The 18,442-nt window shown below is 59.6% G+C and carries 19 protein-coding genes and 2 pseudogenes; 9 read left to right on the top strand and 12 right to left on the bottom strand.

Going from position 1 to position 18,442, the window contains the following annotated elements; all coding sequences use genetic code 11:
- Positions 1-67: 67 nt before the first annotated feature.
- The 11 genes and pseudogenes from ACQZ5K_RS01205 to rsmI all read right to left on the bottom strand — a co-directional run bounded on the left by ACQZ5K_RS01205 (position 68) and on the right by rsmI (position 9,909).
- Positions 68-1,600, bottom strand: coding sequence for a YifB family Mg chelatase-like AAA ATPase (locus tag ACQZ5K_RS01205; RefSeq protein ID WP_448739442.1), 1,533 nt, complete (start codon positions 1,598-1,600; stop codon positions 68-70).
- 185 nt (positions 1,601-1,785) lie between these two features.
- Positions 1,786-2,745, bottom strand: coding sequence for a glutathione synthase (gene gshB / locus ACQZ5K_RS01200; RefSeq protein WP_003503823.1), 960 nt, complete (start codon positions 2,743-2,745; stop codon positions 1,786-1,788).
- 244 nt (positions 2,746-2,989) lie between these two features.
- Positions 2,990-3,502 carry a cupin domain-containing protein gene (locus ACQZ5K_RS01195; protein ID WP_174055919.1) on the bottom strand — a complete coding sequence of 171 codons (513 nt, stop codon included), beginning with the start codon at positions 3,500-3,502 and terminating at the stop codon, positions 2,990-2,992.
- An 83-nt stretch (positions 3,503-3,585) separates the two neighbouring features.
- A complete protein-coding gene (locus tag ACQZ5K_RS01190; protein WP_448739441.1) occupies positions 3,586-4,713 on the bottom strand; it encodes a sn-glycerol-3-phosphate import ATP-binding protein UgpC in 1,128 nt (375 codons plus the stop codon).
- A 10-nt stretch (positions 4,714-4,723) separates the two neighbouring features.
- Positions 4,724-5,566: a sn-glycerol-3-phosphate ABC transporter permease UgpE gene (ugpE, locus tag ACQZ5K_RS01185; RefSeq protein WP_448739440.1), complete on the bottom strand. Its 843-nt coding sequence runs from the start codon at positions 5,564-5,566 to the stop codon at positions 4,724-4,726.
- An 11-nt stretch (positions 5,567-5,577) separates the two neighbouring features.
- Complete coding sequence (locus ACQZ5K_RS01180; RefSeq protein ID WP_170985783.1) at positions 5,578-6,546, bottom strand: ABC transporter permease subunit; 969 nt, start codon at positions 6,544-6,546, stop codon at positions 5,578-5,580.
- An 83-nt stretch (positions 6,547-6,629) separates the two neighbouring features.
- Entirely contained in the window at positions 6,630-7,928 is a 1,299-nt protein-coding gene (locus ACQZ5K_RS01175; RefSeq protein ID WP_080818117.1) for an extracellular solute-binding protein, read from the bottom strand.
- A gap of 120 nt (positions 7,929-8,048) precedes the next feature.
- Positions 8,049-8,213, bottom strand: a pseudogene (locus ACQZ5K_RS01170) (DapH/DapD/GlmU-related protein); the annotation flags it as partial.
- A gap of 228 nt (positions 8,214-8,441) precedes the next feature.
- Positions 8,442-8,576 (bottom strand): annotated as a pseudogene (locus ACQZ5K_RS01165) (maltose acetyltransferase domain-containing protein); the annotation flags it as partial.
- Between the two features lie 33 nt (positions 8,577-8,609).
- A complete protein-coding gene (locus ACQZ5K_RS01160; protein WP_448739439.1) occupies positions 8,610-8,978 on the bottom strand; it encodes a YraN family protein in 369 nt (122 codons plus the stop codon).
- Positions 8,968-9,909: a 16S rRNA (cytidine(1402)-2'-O)-methyltransferase gene (rsmI, locus tag ACQZ5K_RS01155; protein WP_448739438.1), complete on the bottom strand. Its 942-nt coding sequence runs from the start codon at positions 9,907-9,909 to the stop codon at positions 8,968-8,970. Before rsmI ends, ACQZ5K_RS01160 begins: the two co-directional genes overlap by 11 nt.
- Before the next feature lie 268 nt (positions 9,910-10,177).
- On the opposite strand from rsmI, the gene dnaN reads away from it, so the two are divergent.
- The 7 genes from dnaN (at position 10,178) to ACQZ5K_RS01120 (ending at position 15,402) form a co-directional block, all read left to right on the top strand.
- Positions 10,178-11,296, top strand: coding sequence for a DNA polymerase III subunit beta (gene dnaN / locus ACQZ5K_RS01150; protein ID WP_080818129.1), 1,119 nt, complete (start codon positions 10,178-10,180; stop codon positions 11,294-11,296).
- Positions 11,297-11,489: 193 nt separating this feature from the next.
- Complete coding sequence (gene pmtA, locus ACQZ5K_RS01145) at positions 11,490-12,083, top strand: phospholipid N-methyltransferase PmtA (RefSeq protein ID WP_003520115.1); 594 nt, start codon at positions 11,490-11,492, stop codon at positions 12,081-12,083.
- A gap of 95 nt (positions 12,084-12,178) precedes the next feature.
- Positions 12,179-12,775: a histidine phosphatase family protein gene (locus ACQZ5K_RS01140; protein WP_448739437.1), complete on the top strand. Its 597-nt coding sequence runs from the start codon at positions 12,179-12,181 to the stop codon at positions 12,773-12,775.
- Between the two features lie 4 nt (positions 12,776-12,779).
- Positions 12,780-13,487 (top strand): orotidine-5'-phosphate decarboxylase, encoded by a 708-nt coding sequence (gene pyrF, locus ACQZ5K_RS01135; RefSeq protein WP_448737195.1) that lies wholly within the window; start codon positions 12,780-12,782, stop codon positions 13,485-13,487.
- A 20-nt stretch (positions 13,488-13,507) separates the two neighbouring features.
- Positions 13,508-13,795, top strand: coding sequence for a DUF1330 domain-containing protein (locus tag ACQZ5K_RS01130; RefSeq protein ID WP_003520118.1), 288 nt, complete (start codon positions 13,508-13,510; stop codon positions 13,793-13,795).
- A gap of 121 nt (positions 13,796-13,916) precedes the next feature.
- Entirely contained in the window at positions 13,917-14,897 is a 981-nt protein-coding gene (locus ACQZ5K_RS01125) for a complex I NDUFA9 subunit family protein (RefSeq protein WP_448739436.1), read from the top strand.
- A 349-nt stretch (positions 14,898-15,246) separates the two neighbouring features.
- Complete coding sequence (locus ACQZ5K_RS01120; protein WP_004439462.1) at positions 15,247-15,402, top strand: hypothetical protein; 156 nt, start codon at positions 15,247-15,249, stop codon at positions 15,400-15,402.
- Positions 15,403-15,505: 103 nt separating this feature from the next.
- Here the strand turns inward: ACQZ5K_RS01120 and ACQZ5K_RS01115 are convergent, their stop codons facing one another.
- Positions 15,506-16,312, bottom strand: coding sequence for an undecaprenyl-diphosphate phosphatase (locus ACQZ5K_RS01115; RefSeq protein ID WP_080852772.1), 807 nt, complete (start codon positions 16,310-16,312; stop codon positions 15,506-15,508).
- A gap of 159 nt (positions 16,313-16,471) precedes the next feature.
- Between ACQZ5K_RS01115 and ACQZ5K_RS01110 the strand changes: the two genes are divergently transcribed.
- Positions 16,472-17,164, top strand: a complete 693-nt coding sequence (locus ACQZ5K_RS01110) for a glutathione S-transferase family protein (RefSeq protein ID WP_003520121.1) — start codon at positions 16,472-16,474, stop codon at positions 17,162-17,164.
- Between the two features lie 126 nt (positions 17,165-17,290).
- Positions 17,291-18,442: a tRNA epoxyqueuosine(34) reductase QueG gene (gene queG / locus ACQZ5K_RS01105; RefSeq protein ID WP_448739612.1), complete on the top strand. Its 1,152-nt coding sequence runs from the start codon at positions 17,291-17,293 to the stop codon at positions 18,440-18,442.

Genomic DNA, 18,442 nt, shown 5'->3' with positions numbered 1-18,442 from the left:
AGACGTTCTCTACTTCCTTGGCATACTTTCCTGACAAAAACGGCTTCGTGCTTTTACTGGAAATGCTCTAGGCCGCCGCCGTCAGCCTTTCGCCAGCGATACGATAGGACACGGCTTCCGCCACATGGATGCGGCCGACCGTCTGTTTGCCATCCAGATCGGCCAGGGTGCGGGCAACCTTGAGAATGCGGTGATAACCGCGCGCGGAGAACTTCAGCCGCTCGGCCGCATCGCGCAGCAATTGCAGCCCGGACGCATCCGGCTCAGCATATTTTTCTATCAGGGTCGTCGTGCAGCGGGCATTCGTGCGAATGGCGGCAAATCCCGCCGCCGCGTAACGTTCCTGCTGCGCAAGGCGTGCCCGGGCGACACGGGCGGCGACCGCCGCACTCGGCTCGGACGCGACGGGGCGGATGAGATCGGCGGCGGAGACGGCGGGAACGTCGATGCGGATATCGATACGGTCCAGCAGCGGGCCGGAAATGCGGGCCTGATAATCCGTCACACAACGCGGGCCTCGGGCGCAGGTGAAACCCGGCTCTCCCGCCATGCCGCAACGGCAGGGGTTCATCGCCGCAACGAGCTGGATTTCCGCCGGATAGCTGACGCGATGATTGGCCCGTGCAATGACGCATTCGCCCGTTTCCAGCGGCTGGCGCAATGCATCCAGCACCTGCGGCGAAAATTCCGGGAACTCATCCAGAAAAAGAACGCCGTGATGGGCGAGCGAAGCCTCACCCGGCTTGGCGCGAAGCCCTCCGCCGATCAGCGCCGCCATGGTGGCGGAGTGATGCGGGGTGCGGAACGGCCTGCGGTCCGAAAGCTTGCCGCCGGACAATTGGCCGGCGATGGAATGGACCATCGAAACTTCCAGCAATTCCGCCGCCTCCAGCGGCGGCAGGATGGAAGGCAGGCGGGCTGCGAGCATGGATTTGCCGGAGCCGGGTGGACCGACCATAAGCAGGTTGTGTCCGCCGGCGGCTGCCACCTCCAGCGCGCGCCGGGCGCTCTCCTGTCCTTTGATATCCGCTAAATCCGGCAGATTGACCGGGTTGGCGCGAATGGCGGGCGTCGGGCGCGAGAGAAGCTGGGTGCCGCGAAAATGATTGGCCAGTGCAATCAGGCTGCGCGGGGCGAGAATATCGATACCGGCGCCGGCCCAGGCCGCTTCCGGCCCGCTTTCAGCCGGGCAGATCAGCCCCTTGCCAAGCGCATTGGCGCCGATCGCCGCCGGCAGGGCGCCCGAAACCATACCGATGGTGCCATCGAGATTGAGTTCGCCGAGAACCACATAACGTGCCAGCATTTCTGCCGGTATCGCGCCCAAAGCGGCCATGAGGCCAAGCGCAATGGGAAGATCGAAATGCGATCCTTCCTTGGGCAGATCGGCAGGTGCGAGATTGACGGTGACTTTTTTTGCCGGCAGCGCCAGACCGGAGGCATGCAGGGCGGCCTGCACCCGCTCGCGACTTTCGGCCACCGCCTTGTCGGGCAGGCCGACAATCTGGATGCCCACCTTTCCCGGCGCGACCATGACCTGCACCTCGACGGGCACACCCTCTATGCCCTGAAATGCAACCGTATTGACCCTTGCCACCATGGCCTGCCCCCGCAAACCGGCCGCGCTAGTCAGAGCTTCATGCCCTATCGCGGCCACCCGCAAGCAACGTGCCACAGGGCAAAGAATAAAACAAGAACATTCAGCGAACAATTTCTCGCTGGCGATGTATTTTAGTTGTGTCTAGTTGTACTCGCGGAACAAAGCTGGACCGGCGAAAGCTCGCCTCAGAAATCCTGCGCTTCGCGCTTTTTCTCGATCGCATCCCACAACAGGCTTGCGACATCCGCACCGCCGAATTTCCGCACTTCGCGTATGCCGGTCGGCGAGGTGACGTTGATTTCCGTCATATAGTCGCCAATCACATCGATACCGACGAAGAGGAAACCGCGTTCCCGCAAGGCAGGACCGATGCGGCGGCAGATTTCCTTCTCGCGCGCCGTCAGTTCCGTCGGTTCCGGCCGACCGCCGGCATGCATGTTGGAGCGGGCGTCGTTTTCCGCCGGCACGCGGTTGATTGCGCCAACCGGTTCGCCATCCACCAGGAGGATACGCTTGTCGCCCTTGCGGACATCAGGCAGATATTGCTGGGCGATATAAGGCTCGCGGAACATCTGGCCGAACATCTCCAGCAGAGAAGAGAAATTGCGGTCGTCGCGCGCGGAATGGAAGACGCCGGCGCCGCCATTGCCGTAAAGCGGCTTGAGGATGATATCGCCCATTTCGTTGCGGAAGCGGGCGATTTCCTCCACATCCTTGGTGATCAGCGTCTTCGGCATCAGATCGGCGAATTCGGTGACGAAAATCTTTTCCGGCGAATTGCGCACCCAGGCGGGATCGTTGACCACCAGCGTTTTCGGATGAATGCGTTCCAGCAGATGGGTCGAGGTGATGTAAGCCATGTCGAATGGCGGATCCTGACGCAGATGGATGACATCCATGGTCGACAGATCGACGCGCTCCGGTTCGGACAGCGAGAAATGGTCTCCCTTGATGTCACGCAGTTCCATCTGCTCGACGGTGGCGTAAATCTTGCCATCGCGCATGGAAAGGCGCTCAGGTGTATAATGGAACAGCCGGTATCCGCGTGCCTGCGCCTCAAGGCTCATGGCGAAGGTGGAGTCACCGGCGATATTGATGCCGGAGACATGATCCATCTGGATCGCGACGTTCTTGATCTTCGCCATGCGCATGTTCCTCTTGCAGCATGCGGACGCCTTGTCGGCCCGCGGTGCCCATTGCCTCGCCTTTTCAAGCTTCCCTGCAGGACCGGTAGAAACCCGGAAATGCTTCAGAAAACCCTGAAGATGTAGGGCAGCGACCATTCAAAGGCAACTGCTGCAAGCGGTGGTTTGTGTGAGTTTTATTGAACCTTCACAATTCCGTCGGCGAAGCCATGCAGGCACCCGCCGACTGGAATGTTTTATGGGTTCAGGCCGCCAGCTTATAGGAACGGCCGGCAAACAGCTTGTTCTTGACACGATAGGCAAAAGCCAGCGCCTTGGGGAACGGACGGCGCATGAAGGCAACCTTGCGGACATAATCATCCACCCGCCAGGTGGCCCATGTTCCCGCAGGGAAATAGGCGACATCGCCGACCCGCAGGATACTGATGGAACCGTCTTCCGCGGTCACATGCACTTCGCCTTCGAGAATATAGACGGTTTCATCCCAGCCGAAGAACCAGCGGAACTCACCCGCCGTGCAATCCCACATGGCGGTGCTGGAAGCGCGGTCGCCGCTTCTGGAATGATCCGCCGCGCGCGCCTGGGGGTTGCCGGAAATGATCCATTCCGGATTGATGGGGGCCGGCTGAAGCCGCAGATCGGTGCAGGATGCGCTGACGACAGCCTCGTCTTTTGACCGGCGCAAATAGGCCGGCAAAATCGGCACCGTGCGGATCGCCATGGTTGCCGCGGCAGCGAACATCATTTTGAAGGACATATTAGAAAACCCCCGTGAAATATTGGAGGTCTTCTATCATCGGGATCGTAACGAAGCGGTTTTGACAATCGGCGCAATTTTAGTCATCGCACCGATTTCTGCGATGCGCTCAGGCCGTCGCCATTTGCGCGGGCTGCACAGCCCAGCTGCTCGGCTTTGCCGGCAATGCGCTTGCCGGTTTCGCTGGAGAAGAAATGCAGTTTTTCCGGCGCGATCGTGACGGAGAGCGCAGACGGAACCTCGACATCCGGCGGGAAGGCCACGGTCAGGTTCTGGTCGCCGATCATGCCGTGGATAAGGCGCTGCGAACCCAGTTCTTCGATGTAATCGACCCGAAGCGGGAAGCCCTGCTCACCTGCCGCTGCGAGGCGGAAATCTTCCGCCCGCATGCCCACCGTCACGGAGCCGGAGGCAGGTGCGAAACCGTTGAGCGCAAAGAGCGACGGACCGATGGCGAGGCTATCGCCATGCAATTCGGCGTTCAGCAGGTTCATGGCGGGAGAGCCGATGAAACTCGCAACGAAGGTCGAAGCAGGGGTGTGATAGACATCGAGCGGTGCGCCGATCTGTTCGATACGGCCGCCATTCAGCACCACGAGACGATTGGCGAGCGTCATGGCTTCCAGCTGATCGTGGGTGACGTAGATCGAGGTGGTGCCGAGACGCTTTTGCAGGCGCTTGATCTCGCCGCGCATGGAAACGCGCAGCTTGGCATCGAGATTGGACAGGGGCTCGTCGAACAGGAAGGCCGCCGGTTTGCGCACGATGGCGCGACCCATGGCGACACGCTGCCGCTGGCCGCCGGAAAGGGCGCGCGGCTTGCGATCCAGATAGGGCTCAAGTTGCAGCATACGCGCGGCTTCAGCCACACGCGCATCGATCTCCGTCTTCGGCGTCTTGCGGTTCTTCAACCCATATTCCAGGTTCTGGCGCACCGACATATGCGGGTAAAGCGCGTAGTTCTGAAACACCATGGCGATATCCCGGTCGGCCGGATCGGCCTGATTGACCACCCGGTCGCCGATCTTCACCGTGCCTTCGGAAATATCCTCAAGCCCTGCGACCATGCGCAGGAGCGTGGATTTGCCGCAGCCGGAGGGGCCGACCAGAACGATGAACTCCCCGTCCCTGATGTCGATATCGACGTGGTGCACGGCGCGCACGCCACCATGATAATCCTTGCAGACCTGACTGATTTCTATCGCGGCCATTTCGGTCTCCTTATTTATCGCTTTCGGTCAGGCCCTTGATGAACCAGCGCTGGAAAATGACGACGATCAGCACCGGCGGCAGCATGGCCAGCACGGCGAGCGCGAAAGCTTCGTTGTAATCGGGAATTTGCGAGCCGACCCAGACCTGCAGGATCGACTTGATACCGCGCATCAGGGTGAAGAAGCCCTCATCCGTCGTCATCAGCATGGGCCAGAGATACTGGTTCCAGCCATAAACGAACATGATGATGAAGATCGCCGCCATCATGGTGCGGGACAGCGGGATGAGAACGTCGATGAAGAACTTCACCGGCCCTGCGCCGTCAATGCGGGCAGCCTCCAGCAACTCCTCCGGCACGGATTTGAAGAACTGCCGGAAATAGAAGGTGCCCGTCGCCGAAGCGAGAAGCGGCACGATGAGGCCGGTATAGGAGTTCAGAAGGCCAAGTTTGCTCATCATCTCGTAGGAGGGCATGATGCGCACTTCGAGCGGCAGAAGCAGCGTGGTGAAAATGATCCAGAAGGCGAGCGTCGCAAAACGGAAGCGGAAATAGACGATCGCATAGGCCGCCGTCATCGACAGGACGATCTTGCCGACGGCAAAACCGATGCCGAGGATCAGCGAATTCAGCACCATGTTGAGACCCGTGATCTGCCCGGTGAAGCCGCCCTTCTGGGTCAGGACCTTTTCATAAGTCTCAATGAAATTGTCACCGGGAACCATCGTCAGACCGCTGCGGTGGATTTCCGCAGCGGTGTGGGTGGAGGTCATGAAGGCCACGATGACCGGCAAGATCAGGAACAGCGCGCCGATGATCAGCACCAGATGATCGAGGGGTTTTGTCTTGTACATGGTATTTTCCCTCAATTGTAATGGATGCGCTTTTCGATGAAGCGGAACTGGATGATGGTGAGAACGAAGACGACCAGCATCAGGATGACGGACTGGGCCGAAGAGCCACCGATGTCATTGCCGCGGAAACCGTCCAGAAACACCTTGTAGACCAGCGTGATCGGGTTGTTGGCCGCCTTGTCCTTCACCATCACGTCGATGACGCCGAATGTGTCGAAGAGCGCATAGGTGATGTTGATGATCAGCAGGAAGAAGGCCGTGGGCGCCAGAAGCGGCATGATCACCGTCCAGAACCGGCGAAAGCCCGAGCGGCAGTCGATGGCGGCGGCTTCCCGCACGGAGACCGGAACGCCCTGAAGACCGGAGAGGAAGAAAATGAAGTTGTAAGGGATCTGCTTCCAGACCGCGACAACGATCATGGCGAAGGCCGTATCGAAATAATTAAGGCCGACCTTCATGTCCCAGCCGAGGAATGCGGCCATCTTGACGAAGGGGCCGATATGCTGGTCGAAAAACATCATGCCGATGAGACCGGCGACCGGCGGCGCGATGGCATAGACGGAAATCAATAGCGTCTTGTATGTCGAGCTGCCGCGAATGACCGCATCCGCCTTGACGGCGAGAAGCAGGCCGAGCGCCAGCGAAAAGAAGGTGACAAGCACGGTGAAGACAACCGTGAATTTGGCGATGCTGAGATATTCGGGGCTGAAGATCGCATCCGAATAATTGGCAAGTCCGACGAAGGAAGCGCCGAAACCGAACGGGTCTTCGATATAGAAGGACGAATGTATGGCCTGAACCGATGGCCAGTAGAAGAAGATGAAAATCACCGCAAGCTGCGGCGCCAGAAACAGGTAAGGTACGTAGGACGAGGAGAACTGCACGCGCTTCATGCCGGCGTCGGCAGGTTTGGCTGGCTTTCCAGCCTTTGCGGACCAGCCGGACAAAAACCGGCGCGGTTGAGACGATGTATAGGCCACGCTTGCGCTTCCTTATCCGAGAGCGAGCCTCCCTTCCGTGGGAAAGGAGGCTCGGCAATGGTCATTGGTTTCGAAACAGACGATCAGCCAGCCGTCTTGGCGAAACGGGCGAGCAGGTCGTTGCCTTCCTTCTCGATGATCTCGAAAGCAGCCTTCGGCGTAACTTCGCCAGAGAAGATGCGGTTATATTCGCGTTCCATGACGGCGCGGATCTGCGGGTAGAAGCCGAGGCGGTAACCCTTCGACCATTCGCCGCCCGGCAGCGAGAGCTGCTGGATACCGACTTCCGCGACCGGCTTTTCCTTGTAGTAGCCTTCAGCCTTGGCCTTTTCGTAAGCCGCCTTGGTGATGGCGACGTAACCGGTCGCCTTGTGGTAGAAGACCTGGATTTCCGGCGAGGTCAGGAACTGGAAGAAGTCGGCCACGCACTTGTTTTCGGCTTCAGACTTGCCAGACATTGCAAAGAGCGCTGCGCCGCCGATGAAGGAGTTGGTGCCGGCACCCTTGATGGAGCCCCAGTAAGGAAGGAAGGTTGCCGAGAACGGCATGGTCGCCGTCTTCTGCAGGCCGCCGAAGGAGCCCGAAGAACCGATCCAGAACGCGACCTTGCCTTCTTCGAACGGCTTCTGGTTGTCGTTCCAGCCGGCGCCGTAATAGGCGAACAGGCCCTTGTCCTTCCAGTCCTTCAGCTTGTCGAACATCATGACGAGGTTCGGGTCGGTGACCTTGAGCTTGGTGTCGGTGACGCTGTCATAGCCGTTATTGTTGGTGGCGAACTGGATGTTGTTGCGGGAGAAGAAGTTCTCCGTGAACTGCCAGGTCAGCTGCGACTGAACGAGCGGAATGTAGCCGGCTTCCTTCAGCTTTGGCGCAACCTGCTCGAACTCTTCCCAGGTCTTCGGGGCTTCGACGCCGGCCTTCTTCAGGGCTTCGTCATTGACGTACATGATGGGAGCGGAGGAGTTGAACGGCATGCCGACAAACTTGCCGTCAGCGGCAGCGTAGAAATAACGCACGCCGTTGATGAAGGCGTCGCGGTCGAACTTGTAACCGGCCTTGTTGATGAGGTCTTCGGCGGGAATGACAGCGCCCTTGGCGTTGATGATGGTGGCGGCGCCAGCATCGAAAACCTGGAGGATGTTCGGCTGTTCGCCAGAGCGGAAAGCAGCGATGCCGCTGGCCAGGGCTTCTTCGTAGGAGCCCTTGGAAACCGGCGTCAGAGCGCATTCTTTCTGGGCTTCGTTGAACTTCTGGGCGACTTCGTTGATGACTTCGCCATTGCGGCCGCCCATGCCGTGCCACCAGGTGATGTTGGTAGCAGCCATGGAAGACGTCGCCGAAATGCTGACGGCCACTGCGGCCATGGAAATCTTCTTCAACATTACTAAATCCTCTCCACCATTTATTGGGATGAGGATGCGAATAGAGACGTTCCATGACGCCTCTTTGACAGTTCCATGTCAGATTTATTACAGCGACTGACGAAAATCTCAGTCGGTCATGCGCTTTATCGGCCGAGCGGGATTTCCGACCACCGTCACGCCCGGCGGCACATTGCGTGTCACCACCGAACCGGCACCAACAATCGCTCCGTCACCGATGGTGATGCCAGCCAGAAGGATCGCTCCGCCGCCGATCCAGACATCACGGCCGATCGTGACGGGCTTTGCGATTTCAATGCCTTGCGCACGCGGCACCGGGTCCAGATGGTGTTCCGCACAATAGATCTGCACCGCAGGCCCTAGCATCGCGCCGTCGCCTATCGTAACCTTTGCGGAATCGAGAATGGTGCAGCCGGCATTGAGATAGACATTTTTGCCCAGCGTGATGTTGAAGCCGTAAGCGCAATGAAACGGCGCTTCGATAAATGCCCCTTCACCCACAAAAGCGAACAGAGACCGTAGCAAGGAGGCCATTGCCCCGCGCTCATCCGGCGGCATCGTATTGTGCTGGTGGACGGCCCCTCGTGCCCGCCAGCGCAATATATCCAGCTCGGCATCCATGCAGCTGTACCATTCGCCCGCGGCCATTTTTTCCCGCTCGGTGGACATGTTTCCCTCCCCTTAAAAGGCGTCGATAAAATGCTGCGGCAGGCGTCGCGGCAGGACCGCGACAATATCGAAACGCAGCGAAAACCGCGCGGCATCCTTGCGACGGGCGAGCCATAGATCGGCCGCCGCCCGAATGCGTTGCTGCGAATGGAAACCGACGGCATCGACGGCACCTTCACCGGACGTTCGCGCCTTGACCTCGACGATGGCGACGAGGTCCTTCTTGCGGGCGATGAGATCGATTTCCCCCAGCCGGGTGCGATAACGAATGGCGAGGATGCGATATCCCTTCAGCAGCAGATAAAGAGCCGCCCAATATTCCGCGGCATGGCCGCGTTGCTCGGCCTTGCGCCTTTTATTGCTTCGCCCGTCAGCGGCCATCCGTTTCCTTCATGTCCAGCAGCCTTTGATAGAGCTCCTTGCGCGGCAGGCCCGTCAGCTTTGCGGCTTCGCCTGCCGCCTTGGCGGCGGGCATGGTGGCGACGAGATCCTTCAGCAGTTTCTCGACATCCTCGATATCGGGAATCTCGTCATAGGAGGGCGGCTCCACCAGAAGCACGATCTCGCCCTTCACCACACGGTCGCCACCGTAATAATCCGCAAGCTCGCCCAGCGTGCCGCGCCGGAACTCCTCGAAGGTCTTGGTCAGCTCGCGGCAGACCACGGCGCGGCGGGCGCGGCCGAGCACTTCGGACGCGACCTTGACGGAAGCGCCGATGCGATGCGGCGATTCAAAGAAGATCAACGTGGCCGGGATTTTCGCGAGTTCGGCAAAACGATCGCGCTTGCCGCGATCCTTTACCGGCAGGAAGCCTGCAAACAGGAAAGCGTCGCTCGGCATTCCCGAACCCACGAGGGCGGCGAGCGGCGCGGAGGCTCCCGGCACCGGCACGACACGATGCCCGGCGTCAAGCGCGAGCTGGCCGAGGCGGTAACCGGGATCGGAAACGAGCGGCGTTCCGGCATCCGAGACCAGCGCCACGGATTTTCCCGCCTCAAGCGCCGCAATGAGCTTCGGCCCCGCTTCGTTTGCATTGTGCTCATGATAAGAGAGCGGGCGGGTGCGGATGCCGTAACGTTCGAGCAGGATGCGGGTGACGCGGGTATCCTCGCAGGCGAGAACATCGGCCGAGGCCAGCGTTTCCAGCGCGCGGATAGTGATATCGCCAAGATTGCCGATGGGCGTGGCCACGAGATAAAGCGCCGGCTCCAGCGGCCGCGCCGGAATGGTGGCAGTGCCGATCCTGAAGCTCTTGGTCGCCTCTCTCATGTCGCTGTTCGATATGTCTTCCGTCACTCGGCTTCCAATCATTCTGGCCGATCCTGTCTGGCCGGCCGCTCTGGTTTACCCCTCTTTATGGGCAATAGAAAACAGGCGAACAAGGTCCATGAGCGGTGCCAGCCTGTGGATCATGCTGTATAGCAGCAAAATGACCCGCGGCAGATGCACTCGGCTCTTGCATTTCCTGCAATAACTCTGCCATTTTGCCCGTCCACATTATCCGGCTTTCTGGCCGGTGAAGACTCTTCTTGCCGATCCGGCGGTGGCCGGTTCGCAACGGTTGAAAGCGGTAGCGTCCATGCGTATTACTCTTGAGCGGTCGAACCTTCTGAAATCGCTGAACCACGTCCACCGGGTCGTCGAGCGTCGCAACACGATCCCGATCCTGTCCAACGTCCTGCTGCGCGCATCCGGCGCCAATCTGGACATGAAGGCGACCGACCTCGATCTCGAAATCACCGAAGCGACGCCGGCCATGGTGGAGCAGGCAGGCGCCACCACCGTGCCGGCGCACCTGCTTTATGAAATCGTGCGCAAGCTGCCGGACGGTTCCGAAGTGCTTCTGGCCACCAATCCGGACGGCTCCTCGATGACGGTTGCCTCCGGCCGTTCGAAATTCTCGCTGCAATGCCTGCCGGAAGCGGACTTCCCGGACCTGACGGCCGGCACCTTCAGCCACACCTTCAAACTGAAGGCGACCGACCTGAAGATGCTGATCGACCGGACGCAATTTGCGATCTCGACCGAAGAAACGCGCTATTACCTGAACGGCATTTTCTTCCATACCATCGAAAGCAATGGCGACCTGAAGCTGCGCGCCGTCGCAACCGATGGCCACCGCCTGGCGCGCGCCGATGTGGATGCGCCTTCCGGTTCCGAAGGCATGCCGGGCATCATCATTCCGCGCAAGACCGTCGGCGAGTTGCAGAAGCTGATGGACAACCCGGAACTGGAAGTCACGGTTGAAGTTTCGGATGCGAAAATCCGCCTGACCATCGGCTCGGTCGTTCTGACCTCGAAGCTGATCGACGGCACCTTCCCGGATTATCAGCGCGTTATCCCGACCGGCAACGACAAGGAAATGCGGGTCGATTGCCAGACCTTCGCGCAGGCTGTCGACCGCGTCTCGACCATTTCCTCCGAGCGCGGCCGCGCTGTGAAGCTGGCGCTGACAGAGGGGCAATTGACGCTAACCGTCAACAATCCGGATTCGGGAAGTGCTACGGAAGAAGTCGCTGTTGGCTACGACAATGATTCGATGGAAATCGGCTTCAACGCCAAATATCTCCTCGACATCACCTCGCAGCTTTCCGGCGACGACGCGATTTTCCTGCTGGCCGACGCCGGTTCGCCGACGCTCGTTCGCGACACCGCCGGCGACGATGCGCTTTATGTTCTGATGCCGATGCGCGTTTGAAACGGGACTTTTTTGCAGGTTTCATTAAAAAAGCCGGTGGAACGCTTCACCGGCTTTTTTTGATTCGGTGACGGTGTATTTCAAACCGTAAGCGAATTTTTCCAGCTACGACATTTTGCCTTGTTTTTGCGCCAAATGGGATCAACATTGCGTAACAGTTTTTTGACAATGACCAAAAGCATCTGAGGGAACTATGGCACTTAACCTGAAGCAACGGCTTGAACAGAAATTTGAAGAAGAAATCCGCTTTTTCAAGGGCATGGTCAGCCAGCCGAAAAAAGTCGGGGCCATTGTGCCGACATCGTCCATCACGGCGAAAAAAATGGCGAGTGTCATCAATCCCCATTCCGGCCTGCCTGTTCTCGAACTCGGCCCTGGCACGGGCGTCATCACCAAGGCCATTCTGGCGCGCGGCATCAAGCCGGAGAACCTGACCGCCATCGAATATTCGACCGATTTCTACAATCAGCTGCTCAGGAGCTATCCGGGCGTCAATTTCGTCAATGGCGACGCCTTCGATCTCGATGCGACGCTTGGCGAACACAAGGGCCAGATGTTCGACAGCGTCGTCTCCGCGGTGCCGATGCTGAATTTCCCCATGGCCGCCCGTATCAAGCTTCTCGACGAATTGCTGAAGCGCGTGCCCCATGGCCGCCCCGTCGTGCAGATATCCTATGGCCCGATTTCCCCCATCGTCGCGCAGCCGCACCTCTACCACATCCGCCATTTCGATTTCATCGTGCGCAATATTCCGCCGGCGCAATTGTGGACCTATACGCGGGCCTGATCTTCGACAGAGTGCCGGAACCCGTCATTTCCCGGTCGTGACGAATGGTTAGGGTGTCGATTTGCCCTTTCCATCGCCCTTGAGGACCGATTGCCATGCATGCGCTCTACATCACCCACCCCCAGGTCAGGATCGATCCGGCTGTTCCCGTTCCCGAATGGGGGCTTTCGGGCAGGGGCGCCGAGCGCACGCGCGAGGCAAGCCGCCTGCCCTGGGCACGGTCATTGCGCCGCATCGTTTCCAGCGCCGAGACCAAGGCGATCGAAACCGCCCGCATCCTGGCTGAAACCTCCGGGGCGGAAATGGACATCGTCGAGGCGATGCATGAAAACGACCGGTCAGCCACCGGCTTCCTGCCGCCGCCGGAGTTCGAAAAGGCGGCGGACTGGTTCTTCGCCCATCCCGAGGAAAGCTTTCACGGCTGGGAGCGTGCAATCGACGCGCAGGCGCGGATCGTCGGGGCAGTCAAAGCCGTTCTTGACCGGCACGACCCGCAGCAGCCGATTGCCTTTGTCGGCCATGGTGGCGTGGGCACGCTTCTGAAATGCCATATCGAAGGCCGCGGCATCAGCCGCAGCAAGGACCAGCCGCCCGGCGGTGGCAATCTCTTTCGCTTCTCCATCGCCGACTTTTCACTTGCAGCCGCGTCCCCCACATGCGACTGGACGGCAATGGAAACATGGCAGGGATAAGACAATGACCGCGCGCGAAAAACTCATCGTCGGGCTGGATGTTCCGACTGTGCAGCAGGCCGAAGACATCGTGTCGAAGATCGGCGACGAGGTTCTGTTCTACAAGATCGGTTATCAGCTGGTCTTTGCCGGCGGTCTCGAATTTGCGCGCGACCTTGTCCGGAGCGGCAAGAAGGTCTTTCTCGACATGAAACTGCTCGATATCGACAACACCGTCGCCTCCGGTGTCGAAAACATCGCCCGCATGGGCATGTCGATGCTGACGCTGCATGCCTATCCCAAGGCGATGCGCGCTGCCGTCAAGGCCGCCGAAGGCTCCGGTCTCTGCCTGCTGGGCGTCACCGTGCTGACCTCAATGGACGACGTCGACCTCGCCGAGGCGGGTTATGCCTCTGACGCCCGTTCGCTGGTGCTGCGCCGGGCGGAGCAGGCACGCGAGGCGGGCATGGGCGGCATCGTCTGTTCGGCGGAAGAATCGACCGCCGTGCGCGAAATCCTCGGCCCGGACCTTGCCGTCGTCACCCCCGGCATTCGCCCGGCCGGCGCGGATCTCGGCGATCAGAAGCGGGTGATGACACCCTACGACGCCATCAAGGCCGGATCGAGCCATCTGGTCGTCGCCCGCCCGATCGTCAGGGCGGAAGACCCGAAAGCGGCGGCCCGCGCCATTCTTGACGACATGCTGCGCGCCAGCTTTCCGGCCAATCAGTAACGACAATCGGAGGAGATGAAATGGCAAAGGGATATTGGATCGCCCGCGTCGATGTGCGCGATAGTGAGCGTTACAAGGACTATGTCACGACGGCCAAGCCCGCTTTCGAGCGGTTCGGCGCCAATTTCCTGGCCCGTGGCGGCGCGCTGACCGAGCTGGAGGGCAAGGCGCGTGCACGCAACGTCGTCATCGAGTTCCCGTCGGTGCAGCACGCCATCGACTGCTATAATTCTCCCGAATATCAGGCCGCGGCCAAAATCCGCCAGGAAGTCGCGGATGCGGAGATGATGATCGTCGAAGGAATTTGACGACCGTCAACCGCATTTCCCAAACCGTCTTCCAGCCTCGCGACAACATCTCTTCACGCGCGCGCGGCTTTGGGCTAAGAGACTGAAAAACGCTTTATCGACAGCTTCTGAGGAGCCTCCCATGACCTTGGCCAACCTTCCACCCCTCGTCACCGTTTTCGGCGGTTCGGGTTTTGTCGGGCGGCATGTCGTGCGGATACTTGCGAAGCGCGGTTACCGCATCCGCGTCGCCGTGCGCCGCCCGGATCTCGCCGGTTTCCTGCAGCCGCTCGGCAATGTCGGCCAGATTTCCTTCGCCCAGGCGAACCTGCGTTATCGCGATTCCATCGTCAAAGCAGTGGAAGACGCCGACCATGTGGTCAACTGCGTCGGCATCCTGACCGAAAGCGGCCGCAACACCTTTGACGCCGTACAGGAATTCGGCGCGAAAGCCATTGCCGAGGCGGCCCGCGATGCCGGTGCCACGCTGACGCATATCTCCGCCATCGGCGCGGATGCCGGTTCGTCGACCGGTTATGGCCGCACCAAGGGCCGCGCCGAGGCCGCCATTCATTCCATTCTGCCTGGCGCCGTGATCCTGCGCCCGTCGATCATTTTTGGACCGGAAGACGATTTCTTCAACAAGTTCGCAAAAATGGCCCGCAGCATGCCGTTCCTGCCGCTGATCGGCGGCGGAAAAACCAGATTCCAGCCGGTCTATGTCGAGGATGTCGCGGAAGCCGTCGCCCTTGGCGTCGATGGCAAGCTGAAGCCCGGCGCGATCTACGAACTCGGCGGTCAGGATGTCATGACGTTCCGTGACTGTCTCGAGGCGGTTCTTGCCGCAACCTACCGGGAGCGTCCCTTCGTCAACCTGCCCTTCGGCGTCGCGTCGATGATTGGCAAGATCGCTTCAATGGTGCCGCTGATTGCGCCGCCGCTGACGCCCGATCAGGTGACCATGCTGAAAAAGGACAATGTCGTTTCCACTGACGCCGAAAAGAACGGCCTGACACTGGAAGGCATCGGCATCACCCCCGTTCGCGTCGCGTCCATTCTGCCTTCCTACATGGTGCAATACCGCCCGCACGGCCAGTTCTCAAATGCCGGAAAAGCGGCCTGAAGCCCACCTTCAGCCTCATCGACCATAAACGAAAGCGGGAGCCATTCCCGCTTTTTGTTATTGCGCAATTCAATCGCAACCAAACCGCTATTCGTGCATTTTCCCCTCAACTGCAGGGGAGGTGTTGAATGAACCAGGGCTGTTTTGCAAAGCCGGGTAAAAGTTAACGGTGGTCCGGCCTCCACAGGCAAGCGTGGCACAAGCGCAACTGTGGAAAAGACTTCGTATTAACCCGGTATTCAACAAGCTGCTTTATTGATATTCGCCACATTCCAAACATATCCCGACCACTCAATTCACACACGGCGGCATGATCCGCGCGAACGAACGTCTGAAAGGCAATCATAAAATGGGCAGATCTATCGCACTCTTTTTTGCGTGTGCGGCTTTGGTGGTTCTGGCGGGTTCTTTCATGGCGCCGGGAACGGTTGCAGCGGGCAAGAGCGGTTGCGCTCCCGCCTATGGCGTCGACCCCTGCGCAACGGCTTCGATCAGCACCAACTGATCGGCCTTTAAAAGTTTCAAAGAAAAAGCGCCGCCGGTTCTCCGGGGGCGCTTTTTCTTTTTCTGTTCGTTCGTCGCGAACGGAGATTATTCCCGCCCCTGGTTCAACCCAGAACCAGAAGCGCGATCAGTCCCAGCGAACCGATGGCGATGCGCCACCAGGCGAAGGGTGCAAAGCCCCGCCGTGACACGAAATCCAGCAGGGAGCGAACGACGAAGAGACCCGAGACGAAAGCGGCGATGAAACCCACGGCGATCAGTGCGCCATCATCGAAGCTCAGCGCATCGCGGTTCTTGTAAAGATCGAGCGTGAAAGCGCCGAGCATGGTCGGCATCGCCAGGAAGAACGAAAATTCGGCGGCGGAGCGCTTGTCCGTTCCCATCAGCAACGACCCGACGATTGTGGCGCCGGACCGCGACGTGCCGGGAATCATCGCAAGGCATTGGAAGAGGCCGATCTTGAAGGCAAGCGACGGCGGATAGTCCATGATGTCGGTATATTTCGGTTTCAGCGGCATGCGGTCGACGCCGAGCAGAATGACGCCGCCGATGATCAGCACCACGCAGATGAGCATCGGCGTTTCAAACAGCACGGTCTTGATGAAGTCATGCGCCAAAGCGCCGATTATCGCCGCCGGCAGGAAAGCGAGAGCAACGGCCAGCACGAAGCGGCGCGCTTTCGCGCTTGTCGGCAGAGCGAGCGCAATCGACACAAGCTTTTGAAAATAAACAAGAAGGATCGCAAGGATCGCACCAAGCTGAATAAGAACGGCAAAGGTGTTGCCGGGTGATTTGAAGCCGAGGAAATGCCCGGCCAGCAGCACGTGCGCCGTTGAGGAGACGGGAATGAACTCCGTCAGACCCTCGATAATGCCCAGCAGAAGCGCGCTGATGATCGATTGGTCACCCATGAGGTATCCTTCTTTTCAGGGGGAAAGTGGCAATGGAAGGCAATTGCGTTAAACTTGTTTTAAAGTAGCCAAGCTCTTATAGCGTCTTGATGAAGCGAAACTGAAAAAGTTTTTCGGCAAATGCCGATCATGACAACCAATCGTAAAAATTGAGTACCGATGCCAACTCTCTATCACTCTCCGATGTCGACCGCATCCCGGTTCGTTCGTCTGATCCTCGCGGAATACGGGTTCCAGACCGATCTCGTAGAGGAGCAGCCATGGGAAAGACGGCGGGAGTTTCTGGCGCTCAATCCGGCCGGCACCCTGCCGGTCTATCTGGACGACAATATGCGCTCGCTGAGCGGGCCTTATGTGCTTGCGGAATTTCTCGATGAAACGCATGGGGTTCTGAAGCGCGACCGTCGGCTTCTTGCAGAAGACCCGTTTCAGCGCGCGGAAATCCGCCGGCTGACGGAATGGTTTCTGCAGAAGATGGAAAACGATGTGACCCGGCCGCTGGTGCGGGAACGGGTCTATAAATTGCAGATGACGGCGGCGCAGGGTGGCGGACCGCCGGATTCCAAGCTGCTGCGCACCGCCCGCAACAATATTCGCCAGCACATCAAATATCTGGAATGGCTGGCCGGTTCACGCACCTGGCTGGCTGGCGACCGGTTGAGCTATGCCGATCTTGCCGCGGCTGCCGCGGTCTCGGTGCTGGATTATCTCGGTGAGATCAACTGGCTCGAAGCGCCGATTGCCAAGGAATGGTATCAGCGGGTGAAATCCCGGCCTTCCTTCCGGCCGTTCCTCAGCGAACGCATTCCGCGCCTTGCCCCTTCCTCCCACTACGCCGATCTGGACTTTTAAGGTCTGGCCTCCCGGTGATTTGCTGTGGCGTGCGGCTGTATCTAAAGCATGTCGCCCGAAATCGCTGCGCACTTTCGGGCGACATGCATTATATATGCCGCAGAATAACCCGCAGGAGAGACGACCATCGACGTCGCGAGCGAAAAGCAGCGGATACGCGCGCGTAAACTGACGGACTTCGTTCGTCAGGAAGCGCTTTCGCTTGGCTTCGATCTCTGCCGCATCACTGCCCCGGACAGCATTCCGCTCGCACCCGAACGGCTGAGGCAATTTCTCGACAATGGCTATCACGGCACGATGGCGTGGATGGAAGAAACCGAGGCCCGCCGGGCAGAGCCGAAAACGCTCTGGGGAGACGTGCGCTCCATCGTCATGTTCGGGCTGAACTACGGCCCTGAGGAAGACCCACGCGGCCTGCTTTCCAAACCCGACAAGGCGGCCATTTCGGTCTATGCCCGCAATCGCGATTATCACGACATCATCAAGGGGCGGCTGAAGGAAATCGCCACCCGTTTTGCCGCGCGTGCCGGCGAGGATGTAAAGGTCTTTGTCGATACCGCACCCGTAATGGAAAAACCGCTTGCCGCCGCCGCCGGTCTCGGCTGGCAGGGCAAGCACACCAACCTCGTCAGCCGCACCCATGGCTCATGGCTGTTTCTCGGCAGCATGTTCACCACGGCCGAACTCTGTCTTGACGAGGCTGAGAGGGACCATTGCGGCTCCTGCCGCGCCTGTCTCGATGCCTGTCCGACGGCCGCCTTCCCCGCTCCCTATCAACTGGATGCGCGCCGCTGCATTTCCTATCTCACCATCGAGCACAAGGGGCCGATCCCGCACGAATTCCGGCCGATGATCGGCAATCGCATCTATGGCTGCGACGATTGCCTTGCCGCCTGTCCGTGGAATAAATTCGCGGCCAGCGCCTCCGAAATGAAATTGCAGGCGCGCGAGGATCTGAAGGAACCTTCCATCGCCTTCCTGCTCACGCTCGACGACGCCGCCTTTCGCGGTTTTTTCAGCGGCTCGCCCGTGAAGCGCATCGGCCGCAATCGCTTCATCCGCAATGTGCTGATCGCGGCGGGAAACTCCGCAGACCGGCAATTCGTGGAACGATGCAAGGCGCTTGCTGAAACCGACCTTTCGCCCGAAGTACGCGGCATGGCCGCATGGGCTTTGTCACGGCTTATGGACAGGGACGAATTCCGTACATACTCTGCCGGTCGCGCGCCGGAGCCTGATCCGGAGGCGGAAATGGAATGGCAACTGGCAGAGGCGTGA

The sequence above is a fragment of the Agrobacterium sp. 22-226-1 genome (assembly GCF_053522345.1).
Note: the sequence above shows the minus strand (reverse complement) of the source record. Positions and strands in the feature narration are given on the sequence as shown.